This window comes from Amycolatopsis decaplanina DSM 44594 (assembly GCF_000342005.1).
GTDB classification, from domain to species: domain Bacteria; phylum Actinomycetota; class Actinomycetes; order Mycobacteriales; family Pseudonocardiaceae; genus Amycolatopsis; species Amycolatopsis decaplanina.
Window position 1 is genome coordinate 59892 of the sequence record NZ_AOHO01000074.1, and the last position, 26323, is coordinate 86214.

Below are 26323 nucleotides of genomic sequence, written 5' to 3' on the forward strand. Positions count from 1 at the left end.
CTTCTACTGCTGTAGTCAGTAATACGTTGACAGCGACACCACCAGAGAGGCACGTACGTGACAGAGGCGACGGCGCACCGCGTCCGGGCGGCGGGCGATCCGCTGCGCCGGGCGCTCGAACTGCTCGGCGACCAGTGGACCTTGCTGATCCTGCAGAGCCTTTTCCTGCGCTTCCGCCGTTACGAGGAGCTCCGGCTGCGGCTCGGCATCTCCCCCACCGCGTTGTCCGGGCGGCTGCGCGAAATGGTCGAAGCGGGCGTGCTCGTCCGAACGCCGTACCGGGACGCGCGCCGCACACGGCACGAGTACCGGCTCACCGAGCGCGGCCTGGAACTGTGGCCGCTGCTGATCTCGATCTGGGCCTGGGAACGGGAATGGGTCGAGGGACGGCGTGCCGTGCTGCCGACGCTGATCCACCTCGACTGCGAACTGGCCACCTCGGCGCCGCTCGGCTGCGCCTCCTGCGAACGCCGGGTCGACGCCCGCGACGTCCACGCGCGACGGCTCGACGACACCGGCGTCGTCGAAGCGACGGCGTCGAAACGCTTCCGCCGCAAGGACGCCGAGTCTCTCGCGGGCGACCCGCTGATGTTCTTCCCGGACACCATGGAACTCCTCGGCGACCGGTGGTCGACCGGGCTCGTGGTGAGCGCGCTGCTCGGGGCACAGCACTTCTCGGAGTTCGAACGCGAACTCGGCATCGGGCCGAGCGTGCTTTCGGGACGGCTGTCGAAACTCGTGGACGCCGGCGTGCTGCGGACCGGGACCGCGAAGACCCGCACCGACGCGCACGACTACCGGCTGACGGCGAAAGGGCTCGCGTTCTTCCCCGCGCTGGCCTTCATCGCCGAGTGGTCGCGGGGCTTCGAGGCCCCGGGGCAGGAGCCGGACATCACGCTGGAGCACGTGGACTGCGGCAACCGGCTGAAGCCGATCCTGCTGTGCGACCACTGCTGGCGGCCGCTGCTGCGGAACCGCGTCCGGTTCGGCGGCCCGGTCCGGCTGCCCGCCCCGCCCAGGTGACGTAAATCGACTCGCCAAGCCGGTCGGTTCCTGACAGGCTGGCGTGGTCACACGTCGTCACCTCGGAGGTAGCAATGACTGAACCGGCACCGTCCCCAGCGGATGGCGAAGAGGACGACACGAAGCGCAAGTTCCGCGAGGCCCTGGAGCGCAAGCAGGCCCAGGCGCGCTCCGGCTCGGCGCACGAGAACGGCGGCGGGAAGAACCTGCACGCGCACGGTCCGGCCGCGAACAAGCGCACCTTCCGTCGCAAGAGCGGCTGAGTTCCCCCGCGTCCTACCGATGCAATGAAGGGGCCTTTCAGAGCGAATTCTGCTCTGAAAGGCCCCTTCATTGCGCTTGAGAGCTACACCGTCAGGATCGACCGCAGTCCGCCGACCTCGGTCATCCGGCGCTCGGCCAGCCTGTCCGCCGCCGTCGCCGGCGGGACACCGTCGGCCTTGGCCAGCGCGAACACCGCCTTGGTGGTGTCGAAGATGGCCGTCGTCTTACGCTTGGCCCGCGCGAAGTCGAAACCGTGCCGCTCGTCGTCGACCTGGATCACGCCACCGGCGTTGACCAGGTAGTCCGGCGCGAAGAGGATGCCGCGGTCGTCGAGCTGCTTGTCGACGCCCGGGTGCGCGAGCTGGTTGTTGGCCGCGCCGCAGACGATCTTGGACCGGAGCAGACCGACGGTCTCGTCGGTGAGCACCCCGCCCAGCGCGCACGGCGCGAAGACGTCGAGCTCGGTGCGGATCAGCGTGTCGATGTCGTCGACGACCTCGACGCCGGGGTACGCCGCGCGGGTGCGCTCGATCGCCGCGGGCGAGACGTCGGTGATGACCACCTGCGCGCCCGCCTCGATCAGGTGCCCGACCAGGATGTGCCCGACCTTGCCGACCCCGGCGACGCCGACCTTGCGGCCCGCGAGGTCCGGGACGCCCCAGACGGCGTCCGCGGAGGCGCGCATGCCCTGGTAGGTACCGAAAGCGGTGAGCACCGAGGAGTCGCCGGCGCCGCCGTTCTCCGGCGAGCGGCCCGTGACGAACTCCGATTCGCGGGCGACGATGTCCATGTCCTGCACGTAGGTGCCCACATCACAGGCCGTGATGTAGCGGCCGCCCAGCGACTGCACGAACCGGCCGAATGCACGAAGCAGCGCTTCGGTCTTGTGCTTCTGGGGGTCGCCGATGATGACGGCCTTGCCGCCACCGAGGTCGAGCCCGGCGAGCGCGTTCTTGTAGGCCATCCCCTTCGACAGCGCGAGGACGTCCGCGAGCGCGGCGTCTTCGGACTCGTAGGGGTAGAACCGGGTCCCGCCCAGCGACGGCCCGAGCGCCGTCGAGTAGATCCCGATGATGGCCTTCAGGCCGGTGGCCTGGTCTTGGCAGAAGACGACCTGTTCGTGGCCGGTACCCTGGCCGAACACTTCCGTCACTGTGGTGACTCCTTGTCCTGGAGTGCACGCGGCTTGTGGCTCACGCGCGAAGTTCCTGCAACAAGGCACGGTCCCCGACGAAGGTCGTCCGGCGGCGACGGTGCCACATCGCAAACCTAGATCGCCCCGGTTCGTTCGCCAAGCCGGGGGCGGGCTGTCTCAGCCGTTGACGACCTCTCGGAGGACGCGGAGCGCGGAGTCGAGCTGCCGGTCGGACAGATACGGCGCCGGTCCGAACCTCAGGTACGCGCCGCGGCTGTCGGTCCGGACGCCGCGTGCGGCGAGGGCGGCCTGCAGCGCGCCGGCGTCGGCGCACTTCAGCGACAGGAACCCGCCGATGCGGTCCAGCGGTGTTTCGCGGTCACGAGTGATCACGTCCTCGGGCAGACCGAGCTTGTCGAAGCCCTCGGCGAGGAAGCCGACCTGGTGCCGCGACACCTCGCGCAGGAACTCGGGCGTGAGTCCGTGCTCGGCGAAGAACCGGAAGACGCGAGCGCCCCGGTAGTGGCTCGTCGGGTCGTAGGTCGATCCGGCGAACCTGTCCGATCCGGCGGCGTAGGCGATCTGGCCGGGACGGCGCTCGTCCGCGAGCGCGCCGAACTCGGCGTACCAGCCGGTGACGACCGGCCGCAGTTCCTGCGCGTGCGCGGGCATCCGCAGGAAGCAGTTGCCCTCGCCGAGCTGGAGGTACTTGTAGCCGCCGCCGAGCACCCAGGCGTTGGTGAGCCCGAGGTCGTGCAGCGCGAACGGGACGACGCCGAGCGCGTGGTAGGCGTCGACGACGAGGTTCACCGACTTCGCGAGGCAGACGTCGGCGAGGTGCGCGAGGCCCGGCACGAGCCGGGCAGTCTCGAACAGCACGGCCGAGACGAGTACGGCGGCGGTGTCTTCGGTGACCTCGGCCGCGACGCGTTCGGCCAGCGTGCTGACCGGCGTCGCGGGGACGCGGACCACCTCGACACCTTCCTCGGCCAGCCTGCCCAGCTGACGGCGCAGCGTGTGGAACTCCCCGTCGGTGGTGACCAGCCGCGGACGACGCGGGAGGTCCATCGCCGAGAGGAACCGGATCACCAGGTCGTGGGTGCTGACGCCGAGCGCGATGGCGCCGTGTGGATCACCGAGCAACGCCCGGAACCCGGCCCGCAGCTCGTCGGCCTTCGCGAACGCCCGGTCCCACTTCGTGTCGACCTCTTCGGCCGCGTCGGCGAAAGCCTCGAGAAGGCCTTCCCGCGCGACGTCCGGCCAGGCCTGGTGGGAGTGCCCGGTCAAAAGGATCCGGTCCGCCACACCGAATTCCCGGTAGTGCGCCGCGAGCGCGTTGGGGTCGCGGCGGAGTTCGTCGAGGTTCGTCAAAGCCTGCTCCGCACCGCCCAGAGATCCGGGAACATCGGGGAGAAAAGCGTCGTACGCAGATAGTGCGCGCCCGACGAACCCCCCGTCCCGGTCTTGTCTCCGATGGTGCGCTCGACCATCTTCACGTGCCGATACCGCCACTCCTGCATCCCTTCGTCCAGATCGACCAGGTGCTCCGCCACGACGGACGGCCCGGTGTCATCGCGGTAGACCCGCAACAGAACCTCTTGGAGCGCCGGAGAGGGTTCGAGTGGCTTGGTGACATCGCGCCCGGTCGGGACGTCGTACCCCTTCACCGCGAGGTAGGTGACGAAGGAGTCGAAGAGCGACGGCCGTGACATCGCGTCCGCGATCTGGGCACGCTGTTCACCACCTTCGGGGTAATGCGCGAACACCCGCTCGTCCCGGCGGCCGAGGACGGCCTCCAGAACACGGAACTGGGCCGACTGGAACCCGCTCGAGGCGTCGAGTCGCGCACGGAAGCTGGTGAACTGGCTCGGAGTCATCGTCTCGAGCACATCGATCTGCGCGACCACCACCTTGAAGATAGTCAGGATTCGCCTCAGTGTGCGGACGGCGTGAGCGGTGTTACCCGCTTCGAGCTGCTCCTGCAGGTAAAGCGCCTCGTGGAGAACTTGTTTGAACCAAAGTTCATACACTTGGTGGATCACGATGAAGAGCAATTCGTCGTGCTCGTCGGACCTCGGATGCTGCGCGTCCAGTAATTCGTCCAGCGAAAGGTAGGACGTGTAGCTCAATGCGGCCTGAGTGTCGTTCATTTTCCTGTCACTCCATAGTTATCGCGCCGACCGTGATCGCGCTGCCAGGGCGCCCCCTTCGCGGTCAGCGCCTGTTGCCCGCGATGGCGCCCTGCCATCGCGATCACGGGGCCTGGCGGCCGGGAACGGCGCGACCTCGAAAAGATCAAGAGCCCCTCACGGTCACCTGTCATTTTCCTGTCACCTCGTCGAAGTGGCGTTGCGCCGCCGGGGCCAGCGCCTGATAGAGATCGTGGAACAGTTCGACCGCGGCCGCCCGGCTCGGCGGAGCGGGTACCAGCTCGACCGGGAGTTCCGGATCGAGCGACGGGAAGGCGCGGAACGTGTGCGTCAGCCAGGTTCGGACCTGGAACGCCTCGGCGTCAGGCAGGTCGCCTGAATACCCGCCGAAGTCTCGGACAAACGCGTCGTAACGCGCGGCGAGGCCGTCGAGGTTCCAGGCCCTCGCGGCGAACCGCCGGACGTCGAGGCCCGCCGACGGTTTCCCGAGCATCAGCCCGGCGTGTTCGGAGACGTCCAGTTCGGCCAGCAGGGCGAGCACCTCGGCCTCGCGGTCGTGCGGGGCGATCCAGGTGCCGTCCTGGACCGGACCGAACCCGAGGAAGCGCAGGCGGCGCACCAGCCGTTCCCGGGCCTGGCGGCGGCTCTCCGGGATGCTCTGCCACAGCACGGTCCACTCCCCGACCTCGCGTTCGCGTCTGCCGAGGGAGAAGATCCGGCGGTCGCCGTCCTCCAGCAGCGCGATCGTGCGGCGGGTCAGTGAGTAGTGGACGAGCCTGCCCGCCTTGTGCCTCGCGAGCAGGTCGCGGCGGGCGAGCCTGGCCAGCGCGATCCGCGCGGCGCCGTCGGAGAAGCCGAGCCCGGCGAGCACGCCGACCAGGCCGCCGGACCAGACACGGCGGCTCTCGCGCGGCGACACGTAGGTGCCGAGCAGGGTCATCACCAGCTCCTGGGGACCTGGGTCGCCGTGGGGCGTGGCCGATTCGGGCATGCACGCAACTCTATACACCTCAGGCCGCTGCGGTGTAGCTTGATTCGAGTGACGTACTTCGCGGAGTTGAGCTCGCGTCAAGTGGCCGCGCTCGCGTCCGACGCGCGCGTTCCCGTGCTGCTGCTGCCGGTGGGCGCCGTCGAACCGCACGGACCGCACGCACCGCTGGGCACCGATCCCCTGATCTCCCGCGGGATGTGCGAGCGCGCCGCCGCACGGCTGGCGGGTGATCCCGGCGTTCGCGTGCTGATCCTGCCCGAGGTGCCCTACGGCGTGACCCGGTTCGCGGCCGGGTTCGCGGGTGGCGTCTCGATCGGCGAAGAGACCCTGTACGCGCTGCTGACCGAGATCTGCGGCGCGCTCGTCGAGCAGGGGCTTCCCCGGATCCTGCTGGTCAACAATCATTTCGAACCGGCGCATCTGGCGGTGCTACGGCGAGTGGCGGAGACCGCCGGCGTCGGCTTCGTCGACCTGGTCCGCCGCCGGTACGCCGCGCGGCTCACCGACGAGTTCCGCTCCGGCGAGTGCCATGCCGGGCAGTACGAGACGTCGCTGGTGCTCGCCGACCGGCCGGACCTCGTCGACGCGGCCGTCCAGCGCGAACTGCCCGCGGTCCACGTCGACCTGGCGCGCGGCGGGGTCACCGGCTTCGCCTCGGCCGGGATGACCGAGGCCTACTGCGGAACCCCCGCCCAGGCGACCGCCGAGGAAGGCGAGAAGACCTTCTCGGTGCTCACCGACATCCTGGTCGAAGCGATCCGGGAGCTGGTATGACCTTCAATCTGGCGACCCATTTCGTGGACCGTCTCCCCGGCGAGCGGACGGCATTGCTGTGCGGCGACGAGGAAGTGACGTACGCCGAGCTGGCCGCACTGGTGAACCGGGCCGGGAACGTGCTGCGCGACCTCGGTGTCCGAAGTGGACAGAGGGTCCTGCTGGCACTGAACGACGGCGTCGAGTTCGTGGCCGTCTGGTACGCGGCGCAAAAGATCGGCGCGGTCACCGCCGAGGTCTATTCCTTCCTGCGGCCCAAGGATTACGCGTACTACCTGGACTACACCGAGGCCGTCGTCGTCATCGCGGACGGCTCGACATTGCCCGCGCTGCGCGAAGCCGGGGTGCGGAACCTGCTGGTCGTCGGCGATGTCGCGCTGGAGCCCGGCGAACACTCGTTCTCCGCGCTGATCGCGTCGGCATCGGCCGAACTGGAGGCCGCGCCGACCACGTTGGACGACGTCGCGATCTGGAAGTTCACCACCGGGAGCACCGGTTCGCCCAAGGCGTGCGTGCACCCGGCGCGCAGCGCGCTGGAGAGTTTCGACCGGTACGCGCTCGGCGTGCTCGGACTCCGTGAGGACGACCGCGTCCTGGCCGTACCGAAGCTGTTCTTCGGCTACGCGCGCGATCTGACCGCGTTGTTCCCGTTCGGCGTGGGCGCCTCCGGGATCGTGTTCGGCCAGCGCAGTACCGCCGATCTGCTGTTCTCGCTGATCGAGCGCTACCGGCCCACGATCCTGGTCAACGTGCCGACCATGATGAGCGCGATGATCGCCCATCCGTCGGCGGCGGGAGTGGACATGAGCTCGCTCCGGCTCGCGACTTCGGCGGGGGAAGCGTTGCCGTCCGAGCTGCATCGCAAGTGGGACGCCCTGTTCGGTGTCCCGGTGATCGACGGGATCGGTTCGTCGGAGGCCTACCACATCTATCTGTCCAATGTGCCCGGCGCGCAGCGGGTCGGCAGCCTCGGCCGTGAGGTCCCCGGCTACACCGCTCGCGTGCTGGACGAGAGCGGCGATCCGTTGCCGGACGGGGAGATCGGCACCCTGGAGGTGACCGGCCCGACGATCGCGCGCGAGTACCACGGCGACGCGGAGAAGACCGCGCGGACGTTCCACGGCGACACCCTGCGCACCGGCGACCTGTTCAGCCGCGACACCGACGGGTACTTCCACCACCACGGCCGCGCCGACGACCTGCTGAAGGTGTCCGGCGTGTTCGTCGCGCCGAGCGAGATCGAAGACTGTCTCATCGGTCATCCCGCCGTCGTCGACTGCGCGGTACTGGGCGTGACCGTCGACGGCCTTGTCGTCCCGCGGGCGTGCGTCGTCCTGGCCGAGGGCGCTTCCGTCACGGCCGAGGAACTGAAGGATCACGCGCGGGCCCATCTGGCGAAGCACAAATACCCGCGCGAGGTGGTGTTCGTGACCGAACTCCCCCGCACCGCCAACGGAAAACTCGATCGGCGCGCGTTGCGCCGGGTGGAGGCAGAGTGAGCAGGATCGTCGTCGTCACCGGCGGGACACGGGGGATCGGCGCGGCCATCGCGGCCCGGTTCCGGGCCGCCGGCGACAAGGTGCATGCCCCCGGCCGGGCCGACTGCGACGTCACCGACGAAGACGCCGTCGCGCGGTACTTCGACGGCATCGGCCCGGTGGACGTGCTCGTGAACAACGCCGGGATCTCGGCGAGCGCCCCACTGACGAAGACGTCGCTGGAGCAGTGGCGGACCCAGATCGAGGTCAACGCGACCGGCGCTTTCCTGTGCACCAGGGCGGTTCTGCCTGGCATGCGGTCGCGCGACACCGGCCGGATCGTCACCGTCGCCTCGACGGCCTCGCACATCGGCTACCGCTACACGGCCGGGTACACCGCGTCGAAGCACGCCGCCGTCGGCCTGATGCGAGCGACCGCCGCGGAACTGGCCGGCACCGGCGTCACCGCGAACGCCGTCTGCCCGGCCTTCGTGCGCACGGACATGACGGCCGCCTCGGTGGCCCGGATCCAGGAACGGACCGGCCGCGACGAAGCCGGCGCGGAAGCCGCCCTCGCCGCCGCGTCCCCGCTCGGCCGCCTGCTCGAACCCGACGAGGTCGCCCACGCGGTGACCTTCTTCGCGGCGCCCGAAGCCGCCGCGATCAACGGACAGACACTCGTCCTCGATGGAGGTGGGATCCAGTCATGAGCCCGTTCCGCGCCACGCCGCCGATCACGACGGACTGGGAGCACTTCGAGTTCACCGTGGACGACGGCGTCGCCACGGTCACCTTGGACCGCCCCGAAAAACTGAACGCGCTCACCTTCGACAGCTACGCGGACCTGCGCGACCTGCTGGCCGAGTTGCCGCACCGCGGCGACGTCCGGGTGCTGGTCATCACCGGCCGGGGGCGCGGCTTCTGCTCCGGCGGCGACGTCGAAGAGATCATCGGCGAACTGCAGAAAATGGAGTCCGCGGAACTGCTGGAGTTCACCCGCATGACCGGCGCGGTGGTGAAAGCGCTGCGAGAGTGCCCCATCCCGGTGATCGCCGCGGTGAACGGTGTCGCGGCGGGAGCGGGCTCGGTGATCGCGCTGGCGAGCGACTTCCGGCTGCTGGCGTCCTCGGCGAAGTTCGCCTTCCTGTTCACGAAGGTCGGCTTGGCCGGTGCGGACATGGGCTCGGCATACCTGCTGCCGCGGCTGGTCGGGCTGGGCCGGGCGACGGAATTGCTGATGCTGGGCGACAAGATCGACGCGGCTCGCGCGGAGGCGATCGGGCTGGCTTCCCAGGTCGTTCCCGACTCCGACTTGGCTTCTTCCGCTTCTGCTCTGGCACGGCGTTTGGCCGATGGTCCGGCGTTGGCTTACAGCACGACGAAGGTTCTGTTGACACGTGAGCTGGACATGGATCTGGGGAGTTCCATCGAACTGGAGGCGATCACGCAGGCTCTGCTGATGACGGCCAAGGACCATGGCGAGTTCTATGCGGCCTGGACGGCCGGGCGTTCGCCTCGGTGGACCGGCCGGTGACCCTCCGGTCGCAATTAGTCACCTAATTGCGGACCGCCGTGAACGACTTCTTCGCCACCGTTTGTCCATAAGGGACACTTATCGAAGGGCAATCGTCCACTTGATGCCTATATGTCCAGTTCATACGAGGGGTCGTGAGTGACAAAGAGGGTTAGAACCGTCTTTGCCACTCACGACTCCTCGCAAAATCGCGCCAATTGCCCAAATCGGGCGTTTTCATCTCGGAAAGCGTTCCTTGTGGACAGTTGAGAGAGGTGTCAGGGATCGTTGGCGAGCCCGCTCCCGCCACCTTCACCACGACACCTTTGCCGCACCCTCAATAGAACACGAATCGCCACTCACGACCCATTTGACCTTGGCGTGGTGTCAGCGGCATGGCGAGGGGCCCGTCGCCGGTCGCAATTAGGTGACTAATTGCGAGGCAGAGCCCCCAGCAACCGCTCGGCCAGAACCCGGCACCGCTCCCCCAATTCCACCGGTTCGATGACCTCGAACGCATGCCCCAGCACCACCACATGCATCAACAGGAAGTCGAGATCGCCGGCCCCGCTGACCACCTCGCACCGCGAACGGCCTCGGTCCCGCACCACAGCCGCCGACGCCGGAATCTGCGCCCGCACAACCGAAGCGGGCGCGTGTACGAGGAATCGCGCCTGATGCCGGTAGACCCGGCTGGCGATGTTCTCCTGCACATAGGCCGCCGCGTCGGGGGCCGGGCGCGGACGGAAACGCCACGATCGCGCGGAAACCTCGGTCATCCGGTCGACGCGGAAGGTGCGCCAGTCGTCGCGGTCGAGGTCGTAGGCGAGCAGGTACCAGCGCCGCCCGGAGGCCACCAGCCGGTACGGCTCGACCCGCCGCTGCGTAGAACCCGAAGAGGACGGATACCCGAAGCCCGCCTCGACCTCGTCGCGGCAAGCGCGGGCCAAGGTCATGAGCACGTCGGGGTCGATCGGCGCGCGGCTTCCGTCGAAGGCGACCACGGAACCGGAAAGTGCGCGCACCTCTTGCCGCAGCCTGGCCGGCAGCACCCGGTCGAGTTTGGTGAGGGCCCGGAGCGCGGCTTCACCGCTGCCCGCGCCGGCGAGCAGCGAGACCGCCGTGGCGATCGCCTCCTCGTCGTCCAGCAGCAGTGGTGGCATGTCGTGGCCGGGCCCGAGCTGGTACCCGCCACCGACACCGTTGCTGGCCTGCACCGGATAGCCGAGCGCGCGCAGGCGTTCGACGTCCCGCCGGATCGTGCGCGGGGTGACGCCGAGCCGTTCGCCCAGTTCCGGGCCGGTCCACACCGCGCGCTGCTGCAGCAGCCCGAGCAGGGTGAGCACCCGCTCGGTCGTCCCGCGCTCGTCGTCCATGTCACCCACTGTGCCAGACATAGCGGACCGATCCTGTCCGCTAGGTGTGCCAGAGTGGTCCCATGAACCGCAAGAGCCGCGAATTCCAGGTCAGCTTCGACGCCCTCGACCCGAAAGCACTGTCGACCTTCTGGCGCGACGCACTGGGCTATGTCCACCCCGGTCCTCCTGGGGTCGAGGTGCCCGAGGGCACCGATCCGCTGGACGTTTGGGACGAATTCCTCGAGCGTGCCGGCGTGCCCGAGGATCAGCGCAACACCCGCTCGGCCCTCGAAGATCCGGACGGCGAAGGGCCGAGGATCTTCTTCCAGCAGGTCCCGGAGGACAAGATCGCGAAGAACCGCGTCCACCTCGACCTCCGTGCCGCTCCCGGGCTGGTGGGAGACGAACGCATGGCGGCGCTCGAAGCCGAGTGCGACAGGCTTGTCGCCCTGGGGGCGAAGCGGATTCAGCGCTTCGAGCCCGAGCAGCCGCTGAGCCTCGGCTTCATCGTGATGAACGACCCGGAGGGCAACGAGTTCTGCCTCGACTGAGTCAGACCGCCGTCACGGCGATCGCGTTGTCCTCCAATGAGCCGAAGTAGAGGGTTCCGGCCCGCTCGCGAACGCCGACGAGCACATGGAACCCGTCGATCTCCCCGCGTAGTTCGTGAACCTGTTTCCCGTCCGGAGTCACCCCTCGCACCCCGCATTCGCGCGCGGGCGCGGGCTGCAGGGACGTCGGCAACGCCCGGACACCGGCCCGCAGCGGCGCGGGGAGCTTCTGCACCAAGGAAAGCGCGGGCACCTTCGGGCTCGCCACGGTGATCCAGATCAGCCCGTCGCTGCCGGTGGAGATGTTGTCGGGATACCCCCACAGGTCGTCGACGAGGTAGTCCCGCGTGCCCGCCTTGTCGCCCGTGAGCCACACGCGCGCGACCCGGCAGGCGCCGGTCTCCGCGACGGCCACATAGGACTCGTCGGGCGGCAGCGCGACACCGTTGGCGAACTGGAAACCATCCGCGAGCTGGTCGATCTTCCCGTCCGGCGTACGCCGCAGAAGCCGTCCACCGCCGGTCTGCTCGATCAGGTCGTCACGCCATTTCTCGATGCCGAAGCGGCGCGACGAGTCGGTGAAGTACACCGTGCCGTCGGAAGCGACGGCGGCGTTGTTGCAGAACACGAAATCGAGGCCCACCGCCGAAGTCGCCAATGTTGTGACGGGGCCGCCCGCGAGCGGCATGGTGAGCAGACCGGCCTTGGCATCGCAGATCAGGAGATCGTCGCCGTAGAACTCCAGCCCCAGTGGACGGCCGCCGGTGTCGCCGAGGACGTCGATCCGCTTGCCGTCCGGCGTGACGCGCAGGATCCGCCCGTCGTCGACGCCGGTGTAGATCCGCCCCTGGTCGTCGACCACGACGTCCTCGGGACCGTGCCCGTTGACCGGGATGACCGTGACCTCGCCGAACGCCATCGCGTATCTCCTAGTGTCGCGCACCGGAATGCGGTGCATGAGTCGGTCCGGTGCGGGACACTAGCGGTAGGTGAGCAGTTCCGCGGCTTCCGCCTCGAAATGCGGATGTTCGTTGAACGACAACAGGGTCACCCCGCCTCGGCCGGACACCAGTTTGGTGATGCCCGCGTTCACGGTGACCCGGTTCAGTTTCAGCAGTCCCGCCTCGGGCGTGCCCATGAGCGCGCCGCAGACGGTCGCGATCACGCCGCCGGAGCTGAAGACGACGGCGTGCTCACCCTTGCCCAGCGACGCCACGACGTCGGCCAGCGCACCCTTGACCCGCGCCAGGAACGCGGGCCAGCTCTCGGCGCACGGACTGTCGTCACCGGCGGAAACCCAGGCGTTCAGCGCACCGTCCAAAGCGGCCTGATACGCCCGTGAATCGGTCTGCTGGACACCGGCGGCGTGGTACTTCGCGATGCCGACGTGGTCGTACTCGTTCCAGCGTTCGTCCTCGACGACGGCGATCCCGGAACCGAGCACCTTCAACGCCGTCGCGGCCGTGTCCCGTTGGCGGGCAAGGGAACCCGAGCGCGCCTGGGTGAATTCGACACCGCGGCGCAGCAGTTCCTCACCGGCCACAGTGGACTGTTCGAAGCCGCGCGGCGAGAGCTGGTCGTAGTTCTCCGCACCGAACGACGCCTGCCCGTGCCGGACCAGGTAGATCGCACCCATCTACGCGTGTCCTCCTCCGATGATCCGGCGGCAGCGCCCGTCCAGGTAACCGACGAACTGCCAGAGATCCTTCAGCGCCGGGTTGGTCGTCTGTCCTTCGTGGAAACGGTAGTAGATCTGCTGGATCACCACCGCGAGCCGGAACAGGCCGTACACCTCGTAAAACGTCCAGTCGCCGATCTCGAGGCCGGATCGCTCCGCGTACCGCCGCACGAACTCCTCGCGCGTGTACATCCCCGGCACGTGCGTCGGCTGACGGCGGCTGAGCTTCATGACGTCGTCATCGTCGTCCTGGACCCAGTACGCCAGGGTGCTGCCCAGTTCCATCAGCGGATCGCCGAGGGTGGCCATCTCCCAGTCGAGGACGCCGACGATATCGAGGTCGTCGTCGAGCACCAGGTTGTCGAGCCGGTAGTCGTTGTGGATCAGGCAGATCTTCACCTCGGACGGCTGGTTCTCCTTCAGCCACGCCATCACCTCGGCGCAGTCCGGGACGTTCTCCGTTCGTGCCTTGAGGAACCGCTCCGACCAGCCGCGCACCTGGCGCTCGACATATCCGGCGCCCTTGCCGAGATCGGCCAGTCCGGCGGCCTCGACGTCGACGGCGTGCAGCTCGACCAGCCTGTCGACGACCTTGCCGCACAGCTCGCGCGCGCTCTCCGGCGGCAGTTCGAGATCGGCGGGCAGATCTCCGCGCAGGATCAGGCCTTCGAGCCGCTCCATCACGTAGAAGTCGCCGCCGAGCGCGGTTTCGTCTTCGCAGAAGGCGAGCACCTCGGGCACGTAAGGGAAGACCGGCCGCAACCCTTGCTGGACCCGGAACTCGCGGCGCATGTCGTGCGCGGACGTGGCCTTGTGCCCCAGCGGCGGGCGCCGCAGGATCAGCTCCCTGCCGGGATAGGTCAGCAGGTACGTGAGGTTCGAAGCACCGCCGGGGAACTGGCGGATGCCGGGCGGCGAGTCGCCGAGCCCGGGCACCCGTCCGGCCAGCCAAGCGTGCACCGCGGCGGGATCGAACGAGTCCTCCCCGCGTACCTCGACGGTCTTGTCCGCGGCCAGGGTCATGCGAACTTCTTCAGCACCGACGCCGGCACGAACGGGAACACCTTGGCGAGCACGGCCCACGGCCACGAGGGCACATACGCCTTCGCGGCTTCGGACTCGATCGCCTTGACCAGCGCCTGCGCGCCCGCCTCCGCCCTCGTCCCGAGCGGGACCTTCGAGATGTCCTCGTTCATCTCCGATTCGATGAACCCGGGCAGCAGCGTGGTGACCTTGATCGGCGTCTTCATCAGCTCGATCCGCGTGCCCTCGGCCAAAGCCGAGACGCCCGCCTTCGAAGCGGCGTACGCGGTCAGGTTGCCAGGGAAGGCGCGAAGCGCGGAGAAGGAGGAGACGACCACGAGGTGGCCTTCCTTCTGTTTCCGGAAGATGCCCACGGCCGCTTCGATCTGGGCGGCCGCGGCGAGGAAGTTGGTCTGGAGGGTCTGCCGGTTGGCGTCGAACCGGCCGGAGCCGATGGGCTGCCCCTTGCCGAGCCCCGCGTTGACGATCACGCGGTCGAGGGAGCCGAGTTCGTCGCGGAACTCCTCGAAGACGGCGAAGACCTGGTCGTGGTCGTTCACGTCCAGCTTCCGGGTGACCACGGTGATGCCGGGATAGGCCTTCTTGAGTTCCGCGGCGAGCGCTTCCAACCGGTCGACACGGCGGGCGGCCAGCGCCAGGTTGCGACCTCTGGCGGCGTACTGCCTGGCCATTCCCTCGCCGAGTCCGGAGCTCGCCCCGGTGATCAGGATGTTCTTCCGCAGGACCATGACTGGAGCTTACCCGTTGGTAACAAGTCTGGAAGCCCTCGGACAGGGGGCTGCCCCCGGCGCCTGGAGTTCGCCGGGGGCAGCCTGTCCGAAAGGGTTTTACTTCACCTGGAGCAGCTTGTTCGCCGTGCCACCGGTGGGGTTGCTGATCTTGCCGTCCGCGGCGGCAGCGACCAGACCTTCGGCGACCTGGGCCGGGGTGGCGTCAGGGTGCGCCGAGAGGTACAGCGCGGCAGCGCCGGCGACGTGCGGCGAAGCCATCGAGGTACCGCTGATGGTGTTCGTGGCGTCGTCACCGGTGCCCCACGACGACGTGATGTCGACACCCGGGGCGTACAGGTCCACGACCGAACCGTAGTTCGAGAAGCTGGCCTGCTTGTCGGTCTTGTCGCTGGCGGCCACCGTGATGGCCTCCTTGACGCGGGCCGGGGAGGTGGTGCCGGCGTCGGAGGACTCGTTGCCCGCCGCGAGCGCGAAGGTCACGCCCTTGCCGATCGCGCCCTTGACCGCCTCGTCCAGGGCGTCGTCCGCGCCGCCGCCCAGGCTCATGTTGGCGACCGACGGGCCCTTGGCGTTCGCCGCGACCCAGTCGACACCCGCGACGACACCCTCGGTGGTGCCGCTGCCGTTGGCGTCCAGCACGCGGACGCCGACGATCTTGACGCCCTTGGCCAGGCCGTACTCGGTGCCACCGATGGTGCCGGCGACGTGCGTGCCGTGGCCGTGCTCGTCGTTGGGGGTGTCGTCGTTGTCGATGAAGTCCTTGCCGCCGGTGGCACGGTCACCGAAGGTGGCGTGCGAGCCGCGGACACCGGTGTCGATGACGTACGCGGTGACGTTGTCGGCCTTGTTCGGGTAGGTGTACTTGTCGTCGAGCGGCAGGTCCGCCTGGTCGACGCGGTCCAGGCCCCACGACGGCGGGTTCTCCTGGGTCTCGCTGATCTTGAACGTCTTGTTCTGGACGACGTACGCGACCTGCGGGTCGGCGGCGAGGCGCTTCGCGGCGGCCTCGTCGGCCTTGATCGAGAAGCCGTTCAGCGCCGAGCCGTACGTGCGGGACAGCGTGGTGCCGTACTGACCGGTGAGGCCCTGCGCCTTCGAGGCGACGTTCGCGGTGACCTCGTTCGCCGCGGCCACGCCCTGGCCGACCGCGGTGGGCTTGAGGACGACGATGTAGCTGCCGCCGACCGCGTTGGCCGCACCCGCGCCGCGGATCTCGCCCTGCTGGTCGGCGTTGGCCACACCCGCGCCGAACGTCGCGACAGCCGCGGTCACGCCGGCGAGGGCGACACCCGCCACCAGGCCGCTACGGGTCTTTCGGGACTTCAGGTTCTTCCGGGACTTGCTCACTGGTTCCCTTCCTGCCGCGCCGTGCGGATCACCCGGGAGGATGATCGTTGCTGAGAGCCATGCAAGCCGGTGCGCTGGCGGCCGGGCAATGATTCACAGTTACCAGTACTAGGCCATAAGGACTAACGGCGCTCGTCCGGAAAGTCGTTTTCGCCTGGCAGAAGGTGCCCCTGAAGCGTTACCTCAGACTGTTAAAGTTATTCGTGTTGTTATCAACCGGGCGGTGTCGGGAAAAGGCAGACGGGGGCGGTCGGGCAGCATATGGTGGCGGGGAGCGCGGCGGACCGAGTGACCACGGACGATGACGATCAGCCGCGTACCGCGTTCGCCACCGCGTTGAGATCGGCCATCGCCACCAGCGGGCTGAGCCTCGACCGCATCCAAGCCAGGCTCCTCGCTCGGGGCGCGTCGGTCAGTGTCACCGCGTTGAGTTACTGGCAGTCCGGTAAACGCCAGCCGGAACGGCAGAGTTCGCTGTCCGCGGTCCGGGTCCTCGAAGAGGTCTTGGCGATCCCCGCTGGTTCACTGCTCAGCCTGCTGCCGCCGCCGCGGCCGCGCGGGGCGTCGTCACGCCGCAGCCGGGCGACCACCGAGCAGCCGCTGACCTTCCCTCTCGAAGCGCTTCAGGCGCTGCTGAAGAAGGTCGGCGCGCCCAACGCGCTCGAACAACACCATCAGCTGAAACTCGTCGGCCTGCACGACCTGTGCGAGATCGCCGAAGACGGCGGGCAACGCGCGGTGACCGCGCGGGCGGTGTTCCAGGCGGGCGCCGACGGGCAGGACCGCTGGCTGCTGGTCTACGCGCAAGGTGACCCGGAGGCCGGGCCGCCCGTGCTGAACACGCTGCGCAACTGCCATGTCGGCCGCGCCGAGGTCGACGACGAGCACGGGCTCACGGTGGCCGAACTGCTCTTCGACCGGCCCATCGATCGCGGCGAGACTCACCTGATCGAGTACTCGCTGACCAACCCTGGGCCGCCGTACCCGGAATGCCGGAACACGCATTACCGCGAGTTCCGGCGTCCCGTGCGCGAGTACCTGCTGGAGGTCCGGTTCGCCCCAGGCACCATCCCGGCGAAATGCTGGCAGTACAGCGCACACGGGCCCTCGGCCGGAGCGAGTACCTCGGGCCTGCGCCAAGGCACGTCGCCGCTGGACCGGAAGGAACTCAAACCGGACCAGGGCAACGGCGTCCACGCCGTCGCCCTCGACTTCGGCCCTGGCGTCTTCGGCATCGACTGGGAGTACTAGCCGCCTCGTGAGTGGTAAGGACGGTTAGAACCGTCCTTACCACTCACGAGGCCGGGAGTATCAGTGCAGCTTGTTGCGCAGCACCTTCCCGGTCGCGTTGCGCGGTAGCTCGTCGAGGAACTCCACGTCACGCGGCACCTTGTACCGGGCCAGGTTGGCCTTGACGTACTCGCGCACGCCGTCGACGTCCAGTTCCGACTTCTCGGCCCGCACCACGAACGCCTTCAGCCGCTGCCCGAACTCGGGATCTTCGACGCCGACGACGGCGGCCTCGATCACGTCCTCGCGTTCGACCAGGAGGTTCTCCACCTCGATCGGGAAGACGTTCTCACCGCCGGAGACGATCATCTCGTCGTCGCGGCCGTCGATGAACAGCAGACCGTCCTCGTCGAAGTGGCCGACGTCGCCGCTGGAGAGCAGCCCGTCGATGATCTCCTTGTTGCGCCCGTCGGTGTAGCCCTGGAAGCTCAGCCCGCTGCCGACGAACACCCGGCCGGTGACATGCGGCTCGGTGATCTTGCCGCCCTTTTCGTCGTACAGCGCGACCTTGCAGCCCACCGGCGCGCGGCCGACCGTGCCCGGCGCCTTGCGCCAGTCCTCGGGCGTCGCGACCGTCGCGACCGCGACCTCGGTAGAGCCGTAGAGGTTGTGCACGACGTCGCCGAACGCGGCGGTCGCGCGGTTCCCCAGGTCCGGGGACAGCGCGGAGCCGGCGACGAAGATGATCCGCAGGCACGAGGTGTCGTACTTGGCGCGGACCTCCTCGGGCAGGTCGACGATCCGCTGCAGCATCGTCGGCACGAGGACCAGCGTGGTGCAGCGGTTCTCCGCGACCCCGCGCAACGTCTCCTCCGGCACGAACTTGCGCCGCATGACGACCTTCGAACCGAGCGCGAAGGACAGGATGAACTGCGACAACCCTGTGCCGTGGAACAGCGGCGCGCCCATGTAGGTCGCCTCGCCGGTCCGCAACGGGATGCGGTCGAGGAACTGCGCGGAGGCGAGTGCGGAGGTGTGCGGTCGCGGCGCGCCCTTCGGCGTCCCGGTGGTGCCGCTGGTCAGCAAGATGAACCCGCCCGGTTTGGCCGGCGCCGGCCACGGGCGGTCGTCGGTGCTGGCGACCAGTTCGGTGACGATCGGGATCTCGTGCCCGGAGAGCTCGGCGTCCGTATCGACCCACGCGAGGTAGTGGTCGACGTCACCCTCGACAGCGTCCAGCAGGTCGGTGAACTCCTGGTCGTACACGAGCGCGGTGACACCTTCGCGCTTCGCGACGTCCGCGAGCTGTGGTTTGGCGAACCCGGTGTTCATCAGCAGCAGTTTGGCGCCGAGTTTGCCCGAGGCGAGCATCGTCAGCACGAGACCGCGGTGGTCACGGCACAGCGCGGCGATCACCGAACCAGGGCCGAGGCCACGCTCGGACCACGCCCTGGCCAGCGCGTTCGACTGGGTGTCGAGCTGCTTGAAGGTCAGCGGGCCCAGTTCGTCGATGATGCCGGTCGCGGTCGGGTCCCGGCGAGCGGCGATCATGTTCGCCCCGGCGAACGGGCCCCACTTCCGCACCATGACCAGCGAACGCAGGCCCTCGTCGACCCGCGGGATCGGGAGCAGCCCCGCTTGGCGCATCACGTCGATGCTGCGCACGGTCTCGGTCACCTTGCCCGCCACCAGGGTGGCGAGGCCGGTGGGGTTTCTCATCCGGGCACCTCCGTTGCTGCTGCGGCGAGACGCCATGCCGCCCGCGGTTCGCGTACCGGCGGTATGGGGTTGCTACTCGACAGTAGCCGACCGATAGCGCAGGCGCACTAGCCCTCCCCGCCCCACCACCACCCTCAACGGACAGCTGCGCTGACCCCCACACCCAAGTGACAGAAATGTCGGGGGGAACCACCACAATGTGAGTGTGCAGGCGATCGCAGGTCAAGAGGAGGATGGCGACTTCGCGATCTCTCTTTCCGGGCAGCCGCCGCGGCGGGGCCTGAAGCTTCCGGAGTTCGTCGACGAAGTACGGCGTCTGGAGGCGGAGCACTCTCCCCGCTGGGTGTTCCCGTCGGCCGAAGGGACATACCCGGCGCTGATCAAGGCGGGCGTCCGGGTGCGGCGCTGTCACGACCTGGCGCTGACCGAGGGATTGCTCCTTGGCCACGAGGGCCGCCCACAGGAGTCGCGGAGCCTGCTTGCCGCGCTGGCCAGGGCGAACGGGCAGGAGGCGCCCGCCGACGAGCCGCCGCTCTGGACCGAGGACGACCAGCCGACGCTGTTCGAGACACGGGGCCCGCGGCTGCCCTCCGGCGTCACTGTGCTCGACGCGGCGCGCCGGGTGCTGGCCGAACAGGAAAAGCGGGTCGCGCTCACTGATCATCCGGAGCGGCTTCGGCTGCTCTTCGCGGCGGAATCGGCGAGCGCGCTGGCGGCCGCCGAGATGTCGGCCGACGGGCTGCCGTGGCGGGCCGACCTGCACCTCGAGCTGCTCGCCGAGCAGCTCGGCCCCCGTGTACCGGCCGGGCACCGGCCGAAGCGGCTGGTCGAACTGGCGGCGAAGATCAGCGACGCGTTCGGCGGACGGCCGGTCAATCCGGACGCCCCGGCCAGCGTCGTCCGGGCGCTCGGGCGGGAGGGCATCGAGGTCACGTCGGCCAGGAAGTACCTGCTGCGCGACATCGACCACCCCGCCGTCCCGCCACTGCTGGAGTACAAGGAACTCGCACGGCTGCATTCGGCCAACGGCTGGACGTGGCTCGACGAGTGGGTGCGCGACGGCCGGTTCCGCCCGCACTACGTCGTCGGCGGGGTCGTTTCCGGCCGCTGGGCGAGCCGGGGCGGTGGCGCGCTGCAGATCCCGAAGATCCTCCGGACCTGCGTCCGGGCCGATCCGGGCTGGAAACTGGTGGTCGCCGACGCCGCCCAGCTGGAGCCGCGGGTGCTGACCGCGTTGTCAGGGGACCGCAAGCTGGCCGAAGTCGCCGCGGCCACGGATCTGTACGCGAGCCTCGCCGAGGCGATGTTCTCCGGAGCGCGCCGGGTGCCGGTGCCCGCCTGGGACGACAGGGACGACCGTGACCGGGCGAAGATCGCGATGCTGTCGGCGATGTACGGCGGCACGTCCGGAGAGGCGGGACCGCTGCTGGCGTTGCTGCGGAACAGGTTCCCGGACGCGGTGTCCTATGTGGAGCGTGCCGCCCAGGCCGGGGAACGCGGTGAGCGCGTCCGGTCCCGGCTGGGCCGGACCTCGCCGGCGCCGTCGGAGGCCTGGCGCGCGCTGACCGGCGGGAGCGCGGAGGACGAGGCCGCCGAGATGAAGGCGCGCCAGGCGTCACGCAACTGGGGCCGGTTCACCCGGAACTTCGTCGTGCAGGCGAGCGCGGCGGACATGACCGCTGTCCTGCTGGCGACCCTGCGGAGCAGGCTCCCCTCCCCCGCGCATCTGGTGTTCTTCCAGCACGACGAAGTCCTGGTGCACACCCCGGCCGAGTTCGCCGACGAGGTATCGAAGTCCATTGTGGACAGCATGACCGAGGCGGCGCGGATGCTGTTCGGGGCCGCCTGCCCGGTACGGTTCCCGCTGCACATCGCCGCCGTGGACACCTACGCGGACGCGAAGTGAGTTCCGCCCCCGATCACGCGAGTTCGTCCTCCAATCACGCGTGTCGTCCGTTCAATCACGCGAGTCCCGCTTCCAATCACGCGAGTTCCGACCCCAATCACGCGAGTCCGGCCTCCACGTCGCGGAGCGCGTGATCAGCCGGACGGCTCGCGTGATCAGATGGACGACACACGTGATCAGGCGGCGAACTCGCGTGATTGGGCGCGGGACTCGCGTGATTGAAGGCGGAACTCGCGTGATCAGGCGGCGGCGTCGTCGAGGGCGCGGATGACGCGTTTCAGGGAGACGGGGTGGGCGGTACCCAGCGTCTGGGCGAAGAAGCTGACCCGCAGTTCCTCGATCATCCACCGGATCTCCCGCAGCGCGGGAGAACTCGTCCCCGGCGGAACCGCGTCGAGCGCGGCCTGATACTCGTTACGCAGCCACGCGATGTCGCCGGTGCGCTGGATGTCGCGCGTGGGCTCGGTCGGGAGTTTCTCCAGCCGCCGTTCGATCCCCCGCAGGTAGCGGACGACGTGCTTCAGCCTGTCCTGCCCGGTTTCGGTGACGAAACCCTTGTACACCAAGCCGTCCAGCTGCGCCCGGATGTCCGCGAGCGAATCCGCCGGGCCCCTGGTGTCGGCCAGCCGCGTTTCGACGTCGTTGGCCGCGCGCAGGATCTTCTCGACGTCGGTCAGCACGTCGAGCACCCCGGGATTCAGCCCGGCGCGCACCTTTTCCAGCAGGACGGCGAATCCGGCTTCGTCCCAGCGCGGACCACCGTTGTCGGCCACGAGTTTGTCGACCGCGCAGTCGACGCAGTCTTCGAGCAGGGCCGCCACCGAGCCGTGCGGATTCCGGTTCAGCACGAGTTTCGACGAGTTGCCGAGGTTGCGGGTGATGAACTTCATCGGCGACGCGATGTTCAACCGCAGCATCCGCCGCGTGCCCGCCCACATCGATTGTTCCTGCTGGCCCGGCGTGTCCAGCAGCCGCACCGCCACGGAACCGCCTTCGTCGACCAGCGCCGGATACGCCTTGACGTCGTGTCCGCGCTGTTTGCTCGCGAACACCTTCGGCAGTTCGCCGAACGCGGGCGTCGTCAGGCCCTCGCGCTCGATGCTGTCGGCGGCCTTGGAGATCGTCGCCCGCACCTGGCCGCTCAAGTCTCGTTTGAGCGCCTCGATGTCCTTGCCCTCGGACACCTTCTTGCCCCGGACGTCGACCACGCGGAAGGTCATCTTCAAATGCTCGGGGATCGCCGACGGCTGCCAGGCGTCGTCGGGGATCACCACCCCGCGCAGGGCTTCCAATTCGTCGGCGACGGCGTGCCGCAGCGGCCCGTCGGCCGGGCCGACCCGCGCCAACACCAGTTTCGCGTGATCGGGCGCCGGCACGAAGTTGCGCCGGATCGCCTTGGGCAGCGACTTGATCAGCTGCGTCACCAGTTCTTCGCGCAGACCGGGGACCTGCCAGTCGAAGCCGTCCGCGGTGACCTGGTTCAGCACCGGCAGCGGGATGTGCACGGTGACGCCGTCCGCGTCGGCACCCGGCTCGAACTGGTACGTCAGTTTGAAGGTCTGGCTGCCCTGCGTCCAGAAGTCGGGGTAGTCGGCCTCGCGCACGCCGCCCGCGGTCTCGTTGATGAGCATCGTCTTCTCGAAGCTCAGCAGGTCGGGCTCGGTGTGCCGCGCCTTCTTCCACCAGCTGTCGAAATGCCGCGCGGAGACGACGTCGGCCGGGACACGCTGGTCGTAGAACTCGAACAGCGTCTCGTCGTCGACCAGGATGTCGCGGCGGCGGGCCCGGTTCTCCAGGTCCTCGACCTCGTCGAGCAGCGCGCGGTTCTCGGAGAAGAACTTGTGCCTGGTCTCCCAGTCGCCCTCGACGAGTGCGTGCCGGATGAACAGTTCGCGGCTCGTCTCCGGGTCGATGCGGCCGTAGTTGACCCGGCGGTCGGCGACGAGCGGAACGCCGTACAGGGTCACCTTCTCGAGCGCCATCACCGCGCCCTGCTTGCGTTCCCAATGCGGCTCGGAGTAATTCCGCTTCACCACGTGACCGGCGAGCGGCTCGACCCATTCCGGCTCGATCCGCGCGTTGACCCGGCCCCACAGCCGCGAGGTCTCGACCAGTTCGGCCGACATGACGAACCGCGGCTGCTTCTTGAACAACGCCGAACCCGGGAACACCGAGAACCGCGCCCCGCGCGCGCCGAGGTAGTCGCCCTTGGCCGGGTCTTTGAGGCCCACGTGCGACAACAGCCCGGCGATCAGCGACGTGTGCACACGTTGCGGATCGACCGGGCCGGAGGTGCCGAGGGTGATGCCGAGCGGTTTGGCCAGCTGACGCAGCTGGCTGAAGATGTCCTGCCATTCGCGGATGCGCAGGTAGTTCAGGTACTCGTTGCGGCACATCCGGCGGAACTGGTTGGTGGACAACGCCTTCTGCTGCTCGCTGACGTACTCCCACAGGTTCAGGTACGCCAGGAAGTCGGAAGTCTTGTCCGCGAACCGCGCGTGCTGCTCGTCCGCCGCCTGCTGCTTCTCCGCCGGCCGCTCACGCGGGTCCTGAATGGACAGTGCGGCCGCGATGATCATCACTTCGCGGACGCAGCCGTTGCGCGAGGCCTCCAGCACCATCCGCGCCATCCGCGGGTCGACCGGGAGCTGCGCGAGCTTGCGGCCGGTTTCGGTGAGCTTCTTGCCGTCCGACATCTCGAACGCGCCGAGTTCCTGCAGCAACTGGACACCGTCGGTGACCTGACGGCGGTCCGGCGGTTCCACGAAGGGGAACGCCGCGATGTCGCCGAGCCCGAGGGAGGTCATCTGCAGGATGACCGACGCGAGGTTGGTCCGCAGGATCTCCGGATCGGTGAACTCGGGCCGGGCGTCGAAGTCGTCCTCGGAGTACAGGCGGATGCAGATACCGTCGGACGTCCGGCCGCAGCGGCCCTTGCGCTGGTTCGCCGACGCCTGCGAGACCGGCTCGATCGGCAGCCGCTGCACCTTGGTGCGGTGGCTGTAGCGCGAGATCCTCGCGGTGCCGGGGTCGACGACGTACTTGATGCCGGGCACGGTCAGCGAGGTCTCGGCGACGTTCGTCGCGAGCACGACACGGCGGCCGGTGTGGCGCTGGAACACCCGATGCTGGTCCGACGACGAAAGCCGGGCGTACAGCGGGAGGATCTCGGTGTTCTTCAGGTCTTGTTTGGACAAGGCGTCCGCCGCGTCGCGGATCTCCCGCTCGCCGGAGAGGAACACCAGGATGTCTCCGGGGCCCTCGTGCTGGAGTTCGTCGACGGCGTCGCAGATGGCCTGCGTCTGGTCGCGATCCTGATCGGCGTCCGGATCGTCCGGGTCGATGATCGGCCGGTAGCGCACCTCCACCGGATACGTCCGGCCGGAGACCTCGACGATCGGCGCGTCGTCGAAGTGCTTGGAGAACCGCTCCGGGTCGATCGTCGCCGAAGTGATGATCACCTTGAGATCGGGGCGGCGCGGCAGGAGCTGCTTGACGTAGCCGAGGATGAAGTCGATGTTGAGGCTGCGCTCGTGCGCCTCGTCGATGATCAGCGTGTCGTACTGCCGCAGCATCCGGTCGGTCTGGATCTCGGCGAGCAGGATGCCGTCGGTCATCAGCTTGACCAGCGTGTCCTGGCCGGACTGGTCGGTGAACCGGACCTTGTAGCCGACGGTCTCGCCGAGTTCGGTGTTCAGCTCGGAGGCGATGCGATCGGCGACCGTGCGCGCGGCCAGCCGCCTGGGCTGCGTGTGCCCGATCTGGCCCCGGATGCCGCGACCGAGTTCGAGGCAGATCTTCGGCAGCTGGGTCGTCTTCCCGGACCCGGTCTCGCCCGCGACGATCACCACCTGGTGGTCGCGGATGGCCTCGGCGATCTCGTCCTTGCGCTGACTGACCGGCAGCTCTTCGGGGAACGAGATCTTCGGGACGCTGTCGCGCCTGCGGGTGATCCGGAGTTCGGCGGCCTCGATGTCGGCCTCGATCCGCGCGGCGACGCTCTGGGCGTCGCGCGCTTTCCGGGCACCGTCGAGCCGGCGCCGGAGGCGGTGCTCGTCGCGCGACATCAATTCGGGCAGGCGAGCGCGCAGGGCGCCGAGCGGGGAAGGTTGAGCAGCCATGACCGGCACCAGGATAGCCCTGCGTGACGATCCGGGCCTCCGAATATCCCGCACGTCACCACCACAACCGCAATTCGGCACCTGGTTGCGATAGTTGGCAGAGCGAACTATCGCAACCAGGTGCCGAATTGCGAGGGGTCAGGAGTGCCGCAGGGAGGCGGGGGTGAGGTCGGCGAGGGTGCGGTGCCCGGACAGGCCCATGGTCAGGTCGAGGTCGGCGAGCAGGCTCCGCAGCACGTGCCGGACACCCGCCTCCCCCGCGTGCGCCAGCCCGTACACCCACGGCCGCCCCACCAGCACGGCCTTGGCCCCGAGCGCGAGCGCCTTGGCGATGTCGGCGCCGGTGCGGATCCCGGAGTCGAACAGGATCTCGAGCCGGTCGCCGACCGCGGCCACGATCTCCGGGAGGGCGTCGAGCGAGGCGACCGCGCCGTCGACCTGGCGGCCACCGTGGTTGGACACGACGATCCCGTCCATCCCGGCGTCGACGGCGCGGCGCGCGTCGTCGGGGTGCTGGATGCCTTTGAGCACGATCGGCCCGTCCCAGTGCTCGCGCAGGAACGGCAGCCGGTCCCAGGTGCTGTCGGTGCCGGTGATCATCGAGATCCAGCGCAGGATCGCGGTGGGCGGATCCTCTTCCGGCGTCTTCTCCAGCAGGCCGCGGAACACCGGATCGCTGAGCGGGACGCCGAGCCCCTCGCCCTTGATGAACGGCAGGTACGCGTGGTCGAGGTCGTTCGGGCGCCACGCGAGGGTCCAGGTGTCGAGCGTGACCACGAGCGTGGTGAAGCCCGCCGCCTTCGCCCGCGCCAGGATGCTCGCGCAGACGTCGTTGTCGGTCGGCCAGTACAGCTGGAACCAGCGCGGCCCCTCACCACTGGCTTCGGCGACGTCCTCGATGCTCGTGGACGACGCCGTCGACATGACGTAGGGCAGGCCGACCGACGCCGCGGCCCGCGCGGCCGCCGGTTCGGCTCCCTCGTGCACGATCGACTGGACGCCGACCGGTGCCAGCAGCACCGGCGCCGGTACCGGCGTCCCCAGTACCGTCGCCGACAGATCGCGTTCGGTGGCGCCGGTGAGCATCCGGGGCACCAGGCGCCAGCGGTCGAACGCCTCGCGGTTGGCGCGTGCGGTGGCGCCGGAACCGGCCGATCCCGCGACGTACCAGAACGGGCCGGGCCCGAGGATCTCCCGCGCCGACTCCTCCAGTTTCGTGGCGTCGGTGGAGCACGGCGGGAAGGTCCCGCCGAGTCCCTGCAGGTAGATCTCGTTCTGGTAGCCGCCGAACCACTCCGTCACCCAGGCCT

The 26323-nt window shown here is 68.9% G+C and carries 22 protein-coding genes; 9 read left to right on the forward strand and 13 right to left on the reverse strand.

Annotated features, from left to right (window positions below; translation table 11 throughout):
- Positions 1-57 precede the first annotated feature (57 nt).
- Positions 58-1023 (forward strand): winged helix-turn-helix transcriptional regulator, encoded by a 966-nt coding sequence (locus tag H074_RS30535; RefSeq protein WP_007033942.1) that lies wholly within the window; start codon positions 58-60, stop codon positions 1021-1023.
- A gap of 74 nt (positions 1024-1097) precedes the next feature.
- Complete coding sequence (locus H074_RS30540; RefSeq protein ID WP_005162443.1) at positions 1098-1286, forward strand: DUF5302 domain-containing protein; 189 nt, start codon at positions 1098-1100, stop codon at positions 1284-1286.
- Between the two features lie 83 nt (positions 1287-1369).
- Here H074_RS30540 and H074_RS30545 read toward each other — a convergent pair whose 3' ends face one another.
- From H074_RS30545 to H074_RS30560, 4 genes are all read right to left on the reverse strand, one after another.
- Entirely contained in the window at positions 1370-2440 is a 1071-nt protein-coding gene (locus tag H074_RS30545; protein ID WP_007033943.1) for a Glu/Leu/Phe/Val family dehydrogenase, read from the reverse strand.
- Between the two features lie 159 nt (positions 2441-2599).
- Entirely contained in the window at positions 2600-3793 is a 1194-nt protein-coding gene (locus tag H074_RS30550) for a PLP-dependent aminotransferase family protein (protein ID WP_007033944.1), read from the reverse strand.
- Positions 3790-4572, reverse strand: a complete 783-nt coding sequence (locus H074_RS30555; RefSeq protein WP_007033945.1) for a tryptophan 2,3-dioxygenase — start codon at positions 4570-4572, stop codon at positions 3790-3792. Before H074_RS30555 ends, H074_RS30550 begins: the two co-directional genes overlap by 4 nt.
- Positions 4573-4741: 169 nt before the next feature.
- Complete coding sequence (locus tag H074_RS30560; RefSeq protein WP_039923703.1) at positions 4742-5563, reverse strand: PaaX family transcriptional regulator; 822 nt, start codon at positions 5561-5563, stop codon at positions 4742-4744.
- Positions 5564-5611: 48 nt separating this feature from the next.
- Between H074_RS30560 and H074_RS30565 the strand changes: the two genes are divergently transcribed.
- Genes H074_RS30565 through H074_RS30580 form a run of 4 tightly spaced genes read left to right on the forward strand, consistent with a single transcriptional unit; the run spans position 5612 to position 9349 of the window.
- A complete protein-coding gene (locus H074_RS30565) occupies positions 5612-6337 on the forward strand; it encodes a creatininase family protein (protein ID WP_039923704.1) in 726 nt (241 codons plus the stop codon).
- Positions 6334-7836 (forward strand): benzoate-CoA ligase family protein, encoded by a 1503-nt coding sequence (locus H074_RS30570; RefSeq protein WP_007033948.1) that lies wholly within the window; start codon positions 6334-6336, stop codon positions 7834-7836. Before H074_RS30565 ends, H074_RS30570 begins: the two co-directional genes overlap by 4 nt.
- Positions 7833-8525 (forward strand): SDR family NAD(P)-dependent oxidoreductase, encoded by a 693-nt coding sequence (locus H074_RS30575; RefSeq protein ID WP_007033949.1) that lies wholly within the window; start codon positions 7833-7835, stop codon positions 8523-8525. Before H074_RS30570 ends, H074_RS30575 begins: the two co-directional genes overlap by 4 nt.
- A complete protein-coding gene (locus H074_RS30580; RefSeq protein ID WP_007033950.1) occupies positions 8522-9349 on the forward strand; it encodes an enoyl-CoA hydratase family protein in 828 nt (275 codons plus the stop codon). Before H074_RS30575 ends, H074_RS30580 begins: the two co-directional genes overlap by 4 nt.
- 410 nt (positions 9350-9759) lie before the next feature.
- Here the strand turns inward: H074_RS30580 and H074_RS30585 are convergent, their stop codons facing one another.
- Positions 9760-10704: a helix-turn-helix transcriptional regulator gene (locus H074_RS30585; RefSeq protein ID WP_039923705.1), complete on the reverse strand. Its 945-nt coding sequence runs from the start codon at positions 10702-10704 to the stop codon at positions 9760-9762.
- 62 nt (positions 10705-10766) lie between these two features.
- Here H074_RS30585 and H074_RS30590 point away from each other — a divergent pair, with 62 nt between their 5' ends.
- A complete protein-coding gene (locus tag H074_RS30590; RefSeq protein WP_007033952.1) occupies positions 10767-11237 on the forward strand; it encodes a VOC family protein in 471 nt (156 codons plus the stop codon).
- Position 11238: 1 nt separating this feature from the next.
- Here the strand turns inward: H074_RS30590 and H074_RS30595 are convergent, their stop codons facing one another.
- The 5 genes from H074_RS30595 to H074_RS30615 all read right to left on the reverse strand — a co-directional run bounded on the left by H074_RS30595 (position 11239) and on the right by H074_RS30615 (position 16037).
- Positions 11239-12156: an SMP-30/gluconolactonase/LRE family protein gene (locus H074_RS30595; protein ID WP_007033953.1), complete on the reverse strand. Its 918-nt coding sequence runs from the start codon at positions 12154-12156 to the stop codon at positions 11239-11241.
- A gap of 60 nt (positions 12157-12216) precedes the next feature.
- Entirely contained in the window at positions 12217-12873 is a 657-nt protein-coding gene (locus H074_RS30600) for a histidine phosphatase family protein (protein WP_007033954.1), read from the reverse strand.
- A complete protein-coding gene (locus H074_RS30605) occupies positions 12874-13938 on the reverse strand; it encodes a phosphotransferase family protein (protein WP_007033955.1) in 1065 nt (354 codons plus the stop codon).
- Positions 13935-14687 carry an SDR family oxidoreductase gene (locus H074_RS30610; protein ID WP_007033956.1) on the reverse strand — a complete coding sequence of 251 codons (753 nt, stop codon included), beginning with the start codon at positions 14685-14687 and terminating at the stop codon, positions 13935-13937. Before H074_RS30610 ends, H074_RS30605 begins: the two co-directional genes overlap by 4 nt.
- A gap of 99 nt (positions 14688-14786) precedes the next feature.
- Positions 14787-16037 carry a S8 family peptidase gene (locus H074_RS30615; RefSeq protein WP_007033957.1) on the reverse strand — a complete coding sequence of 417 codons (1251 nt, stop codon included), beginning with the start codon at positions 16035-16037 and terminating at the stop codon, positions 14787-14789.
- A gap of 261 nt (positions 16038-16298) precedes the next feature.
- Here H074_RS30615 and H074_RS30620 point away from each other — a divergent pair, with 261 nt between their 5' ends.
- Positions 16299-17288, forward strand: coding sequence for a hypothetical protein (locus tag H074_RS30620; RefSeq protein WP_007033958.1), 990 nt, complete (start codon positions 16299-16301; stop codon positions 17286-17288).
- A gap of 60 nt (positions 17289-17348) precedes the next feature.
- On the opposite strand, the gene H074_RS30625 is transcribed toward H074_RS30620, so the two are convergent.
- Positions 17349-18986: an acyl-CoA synthetase gene (locus H074_RS30625; protein WP_007033959.1), complete on the reverse strand. Its 1638-nt coding sequence runs from the start codon at positions 18984-18986 to the stop codon at positions 17349-17351.
- A gap of 199 nt (positions 18987-19185) precedes the next feature.
- On the opposite strand from H074_RS30625, the gene H074_RS30630 reads away from it, so the two are divergent.
- A complete protein-coding gene (locus H074_RS30630) occupies positions 19186-20892 on the forward strand; it encodes a bifunctional 3'-5' exonuclease/DNA polymerase (RefSeq protein ID WP_007033960.1) in 1707 nt (568 codons plus the stop codon).
- A 239-nt stretch (positions 20893-21131) separates the two neighbouring features.
- Here the strand turns inward: H074_RS30630 and hrpA are convergent, their stop codons facing one another.
- On the reverse strand, positions 21132-25013 hold the full coding sequence (gene hrpA / locus H074_RS30635) for an ATP-dependent RNA helicase HrpA (protein WP_039923706.1): 3882 nt from the start codon (positions 25011-25013) through the stop codon (positions 21132-21134).
- A 138-nt stretch (positions 25014-25151) separates the two neighbouring features.
- On the reverse strand, positions 25152-26315 hold the full coding sequence (locus tag H074_RS30640) for a lactate 2-monooxygenase (RefSeq protein WP_007033962.1): 1164 nt from the start codon (positions 26313-26315) through the stop codon (positions 25152-25154).
- Positions 26316-26323 lie beyond the last annotated feature (8 nt).

Excerpts from the sequence above, each read along its gene's own strand:
- H074_RS30560 (WP_039923703.1), bottom strand. The coding sequence starts at position 5,563 with ATGCCCGAATCGGCCACGCCCCACGGCGACCCAGGTCCCCAGGAGCTG.
- H074_RS30580 (WP_007033950.1), top strand. The coding sequence starts at position 8,522 with ATGAGCCCGTTCCGCGCCACGCCGCCGATCACGACGGACTGGGAGCAC.
- H074_RS30620 (WP_007033958.1), top strand. The coding sequence starts at position 16,299 with ATGGTGGCGGGGAGCGCGGCGGACCGAGTGACCACGGACGATGACGAT.
- H074_RS30555 (WP_007033945.1), bottom strand. The coding sequence starts at position 4,572 with ATGAACGACACTCAGGCCGCATTGAGCTACACGTCCTACCTTTCGCTG.
- H074_RS30625 (WP_007033959.1), bottom strand. The coding sequence starts at position 18,986 with ATGAGAAACCCCACCGGCCTCGCCACCCTGGTGGCGGGCAAGGTGACC.
- H074_RS30585 (WP_039923705.1), bottom strand. The coding sequence starts at position 10,704 with ATGGACGACGAGCGCGGGACGACCGAGCGGGTGCTCACCCTGCTCGGG.
- H074_RS30610 (WP_007033956.1), bottom strand. The coding sequence starts at position 14,687 with ATGGTCCTGCGGAAGAACATCCTGATCACCGGGGCGAGCTCCGGACTC.
- hrpA (WP_039923706.1), bottom strand. The coding sequence starts at position 25,013 with ATGGCTGCTCAACCTTCCCCGCTCGGCGCCCTGCGCGCTCGCCTGCCC.
- H074_RS30590 (WP_007033952.1), top strand. The coding sequence starts at position 10,767 with ATGAACCGCAAGAGCCGCGAATTCCAGGTCAGCTTCGACGCCCTCGAC.
- H074_RS30540 (WP_005162443.1), top strand. The coding sequence starts at position 1,098 with ATGACTGAACCGGCACCGTCCCCAGCGGATGGCGAAGAGGACGACACG.
- H074_RS30595 (WP_007033953.1), bottom strand. The coding sequence starts at position 12,156 with ATGGCGTTCGGCGAGGTCACGGTCATCCCGGTCAACGGGCACGGTCCC.
- H074_RS30600 (WP_007033954.1), bottom strand. The coding sequence starts at position 12,873 with ATGGGTGCGATCTACCTGGTCCGGCACGGGCAGGCGTCGTTCGGTGCG.
- H074_RS30570 (WP_007033948.1), top strand. The coding sequence starts at position 6,334 with ATGACCTTCAATCTGGCGACCCATTTCGTGGACCGTCTCCCCGGCGAG.
- H074_RS30605 (WP_007033955.1), bottom strand. The coding sequence starts at position 13,938 with ATGACCCTGGCCGCGGACAAGACCGTCGAGGTACGCGGGGAGGACTCG.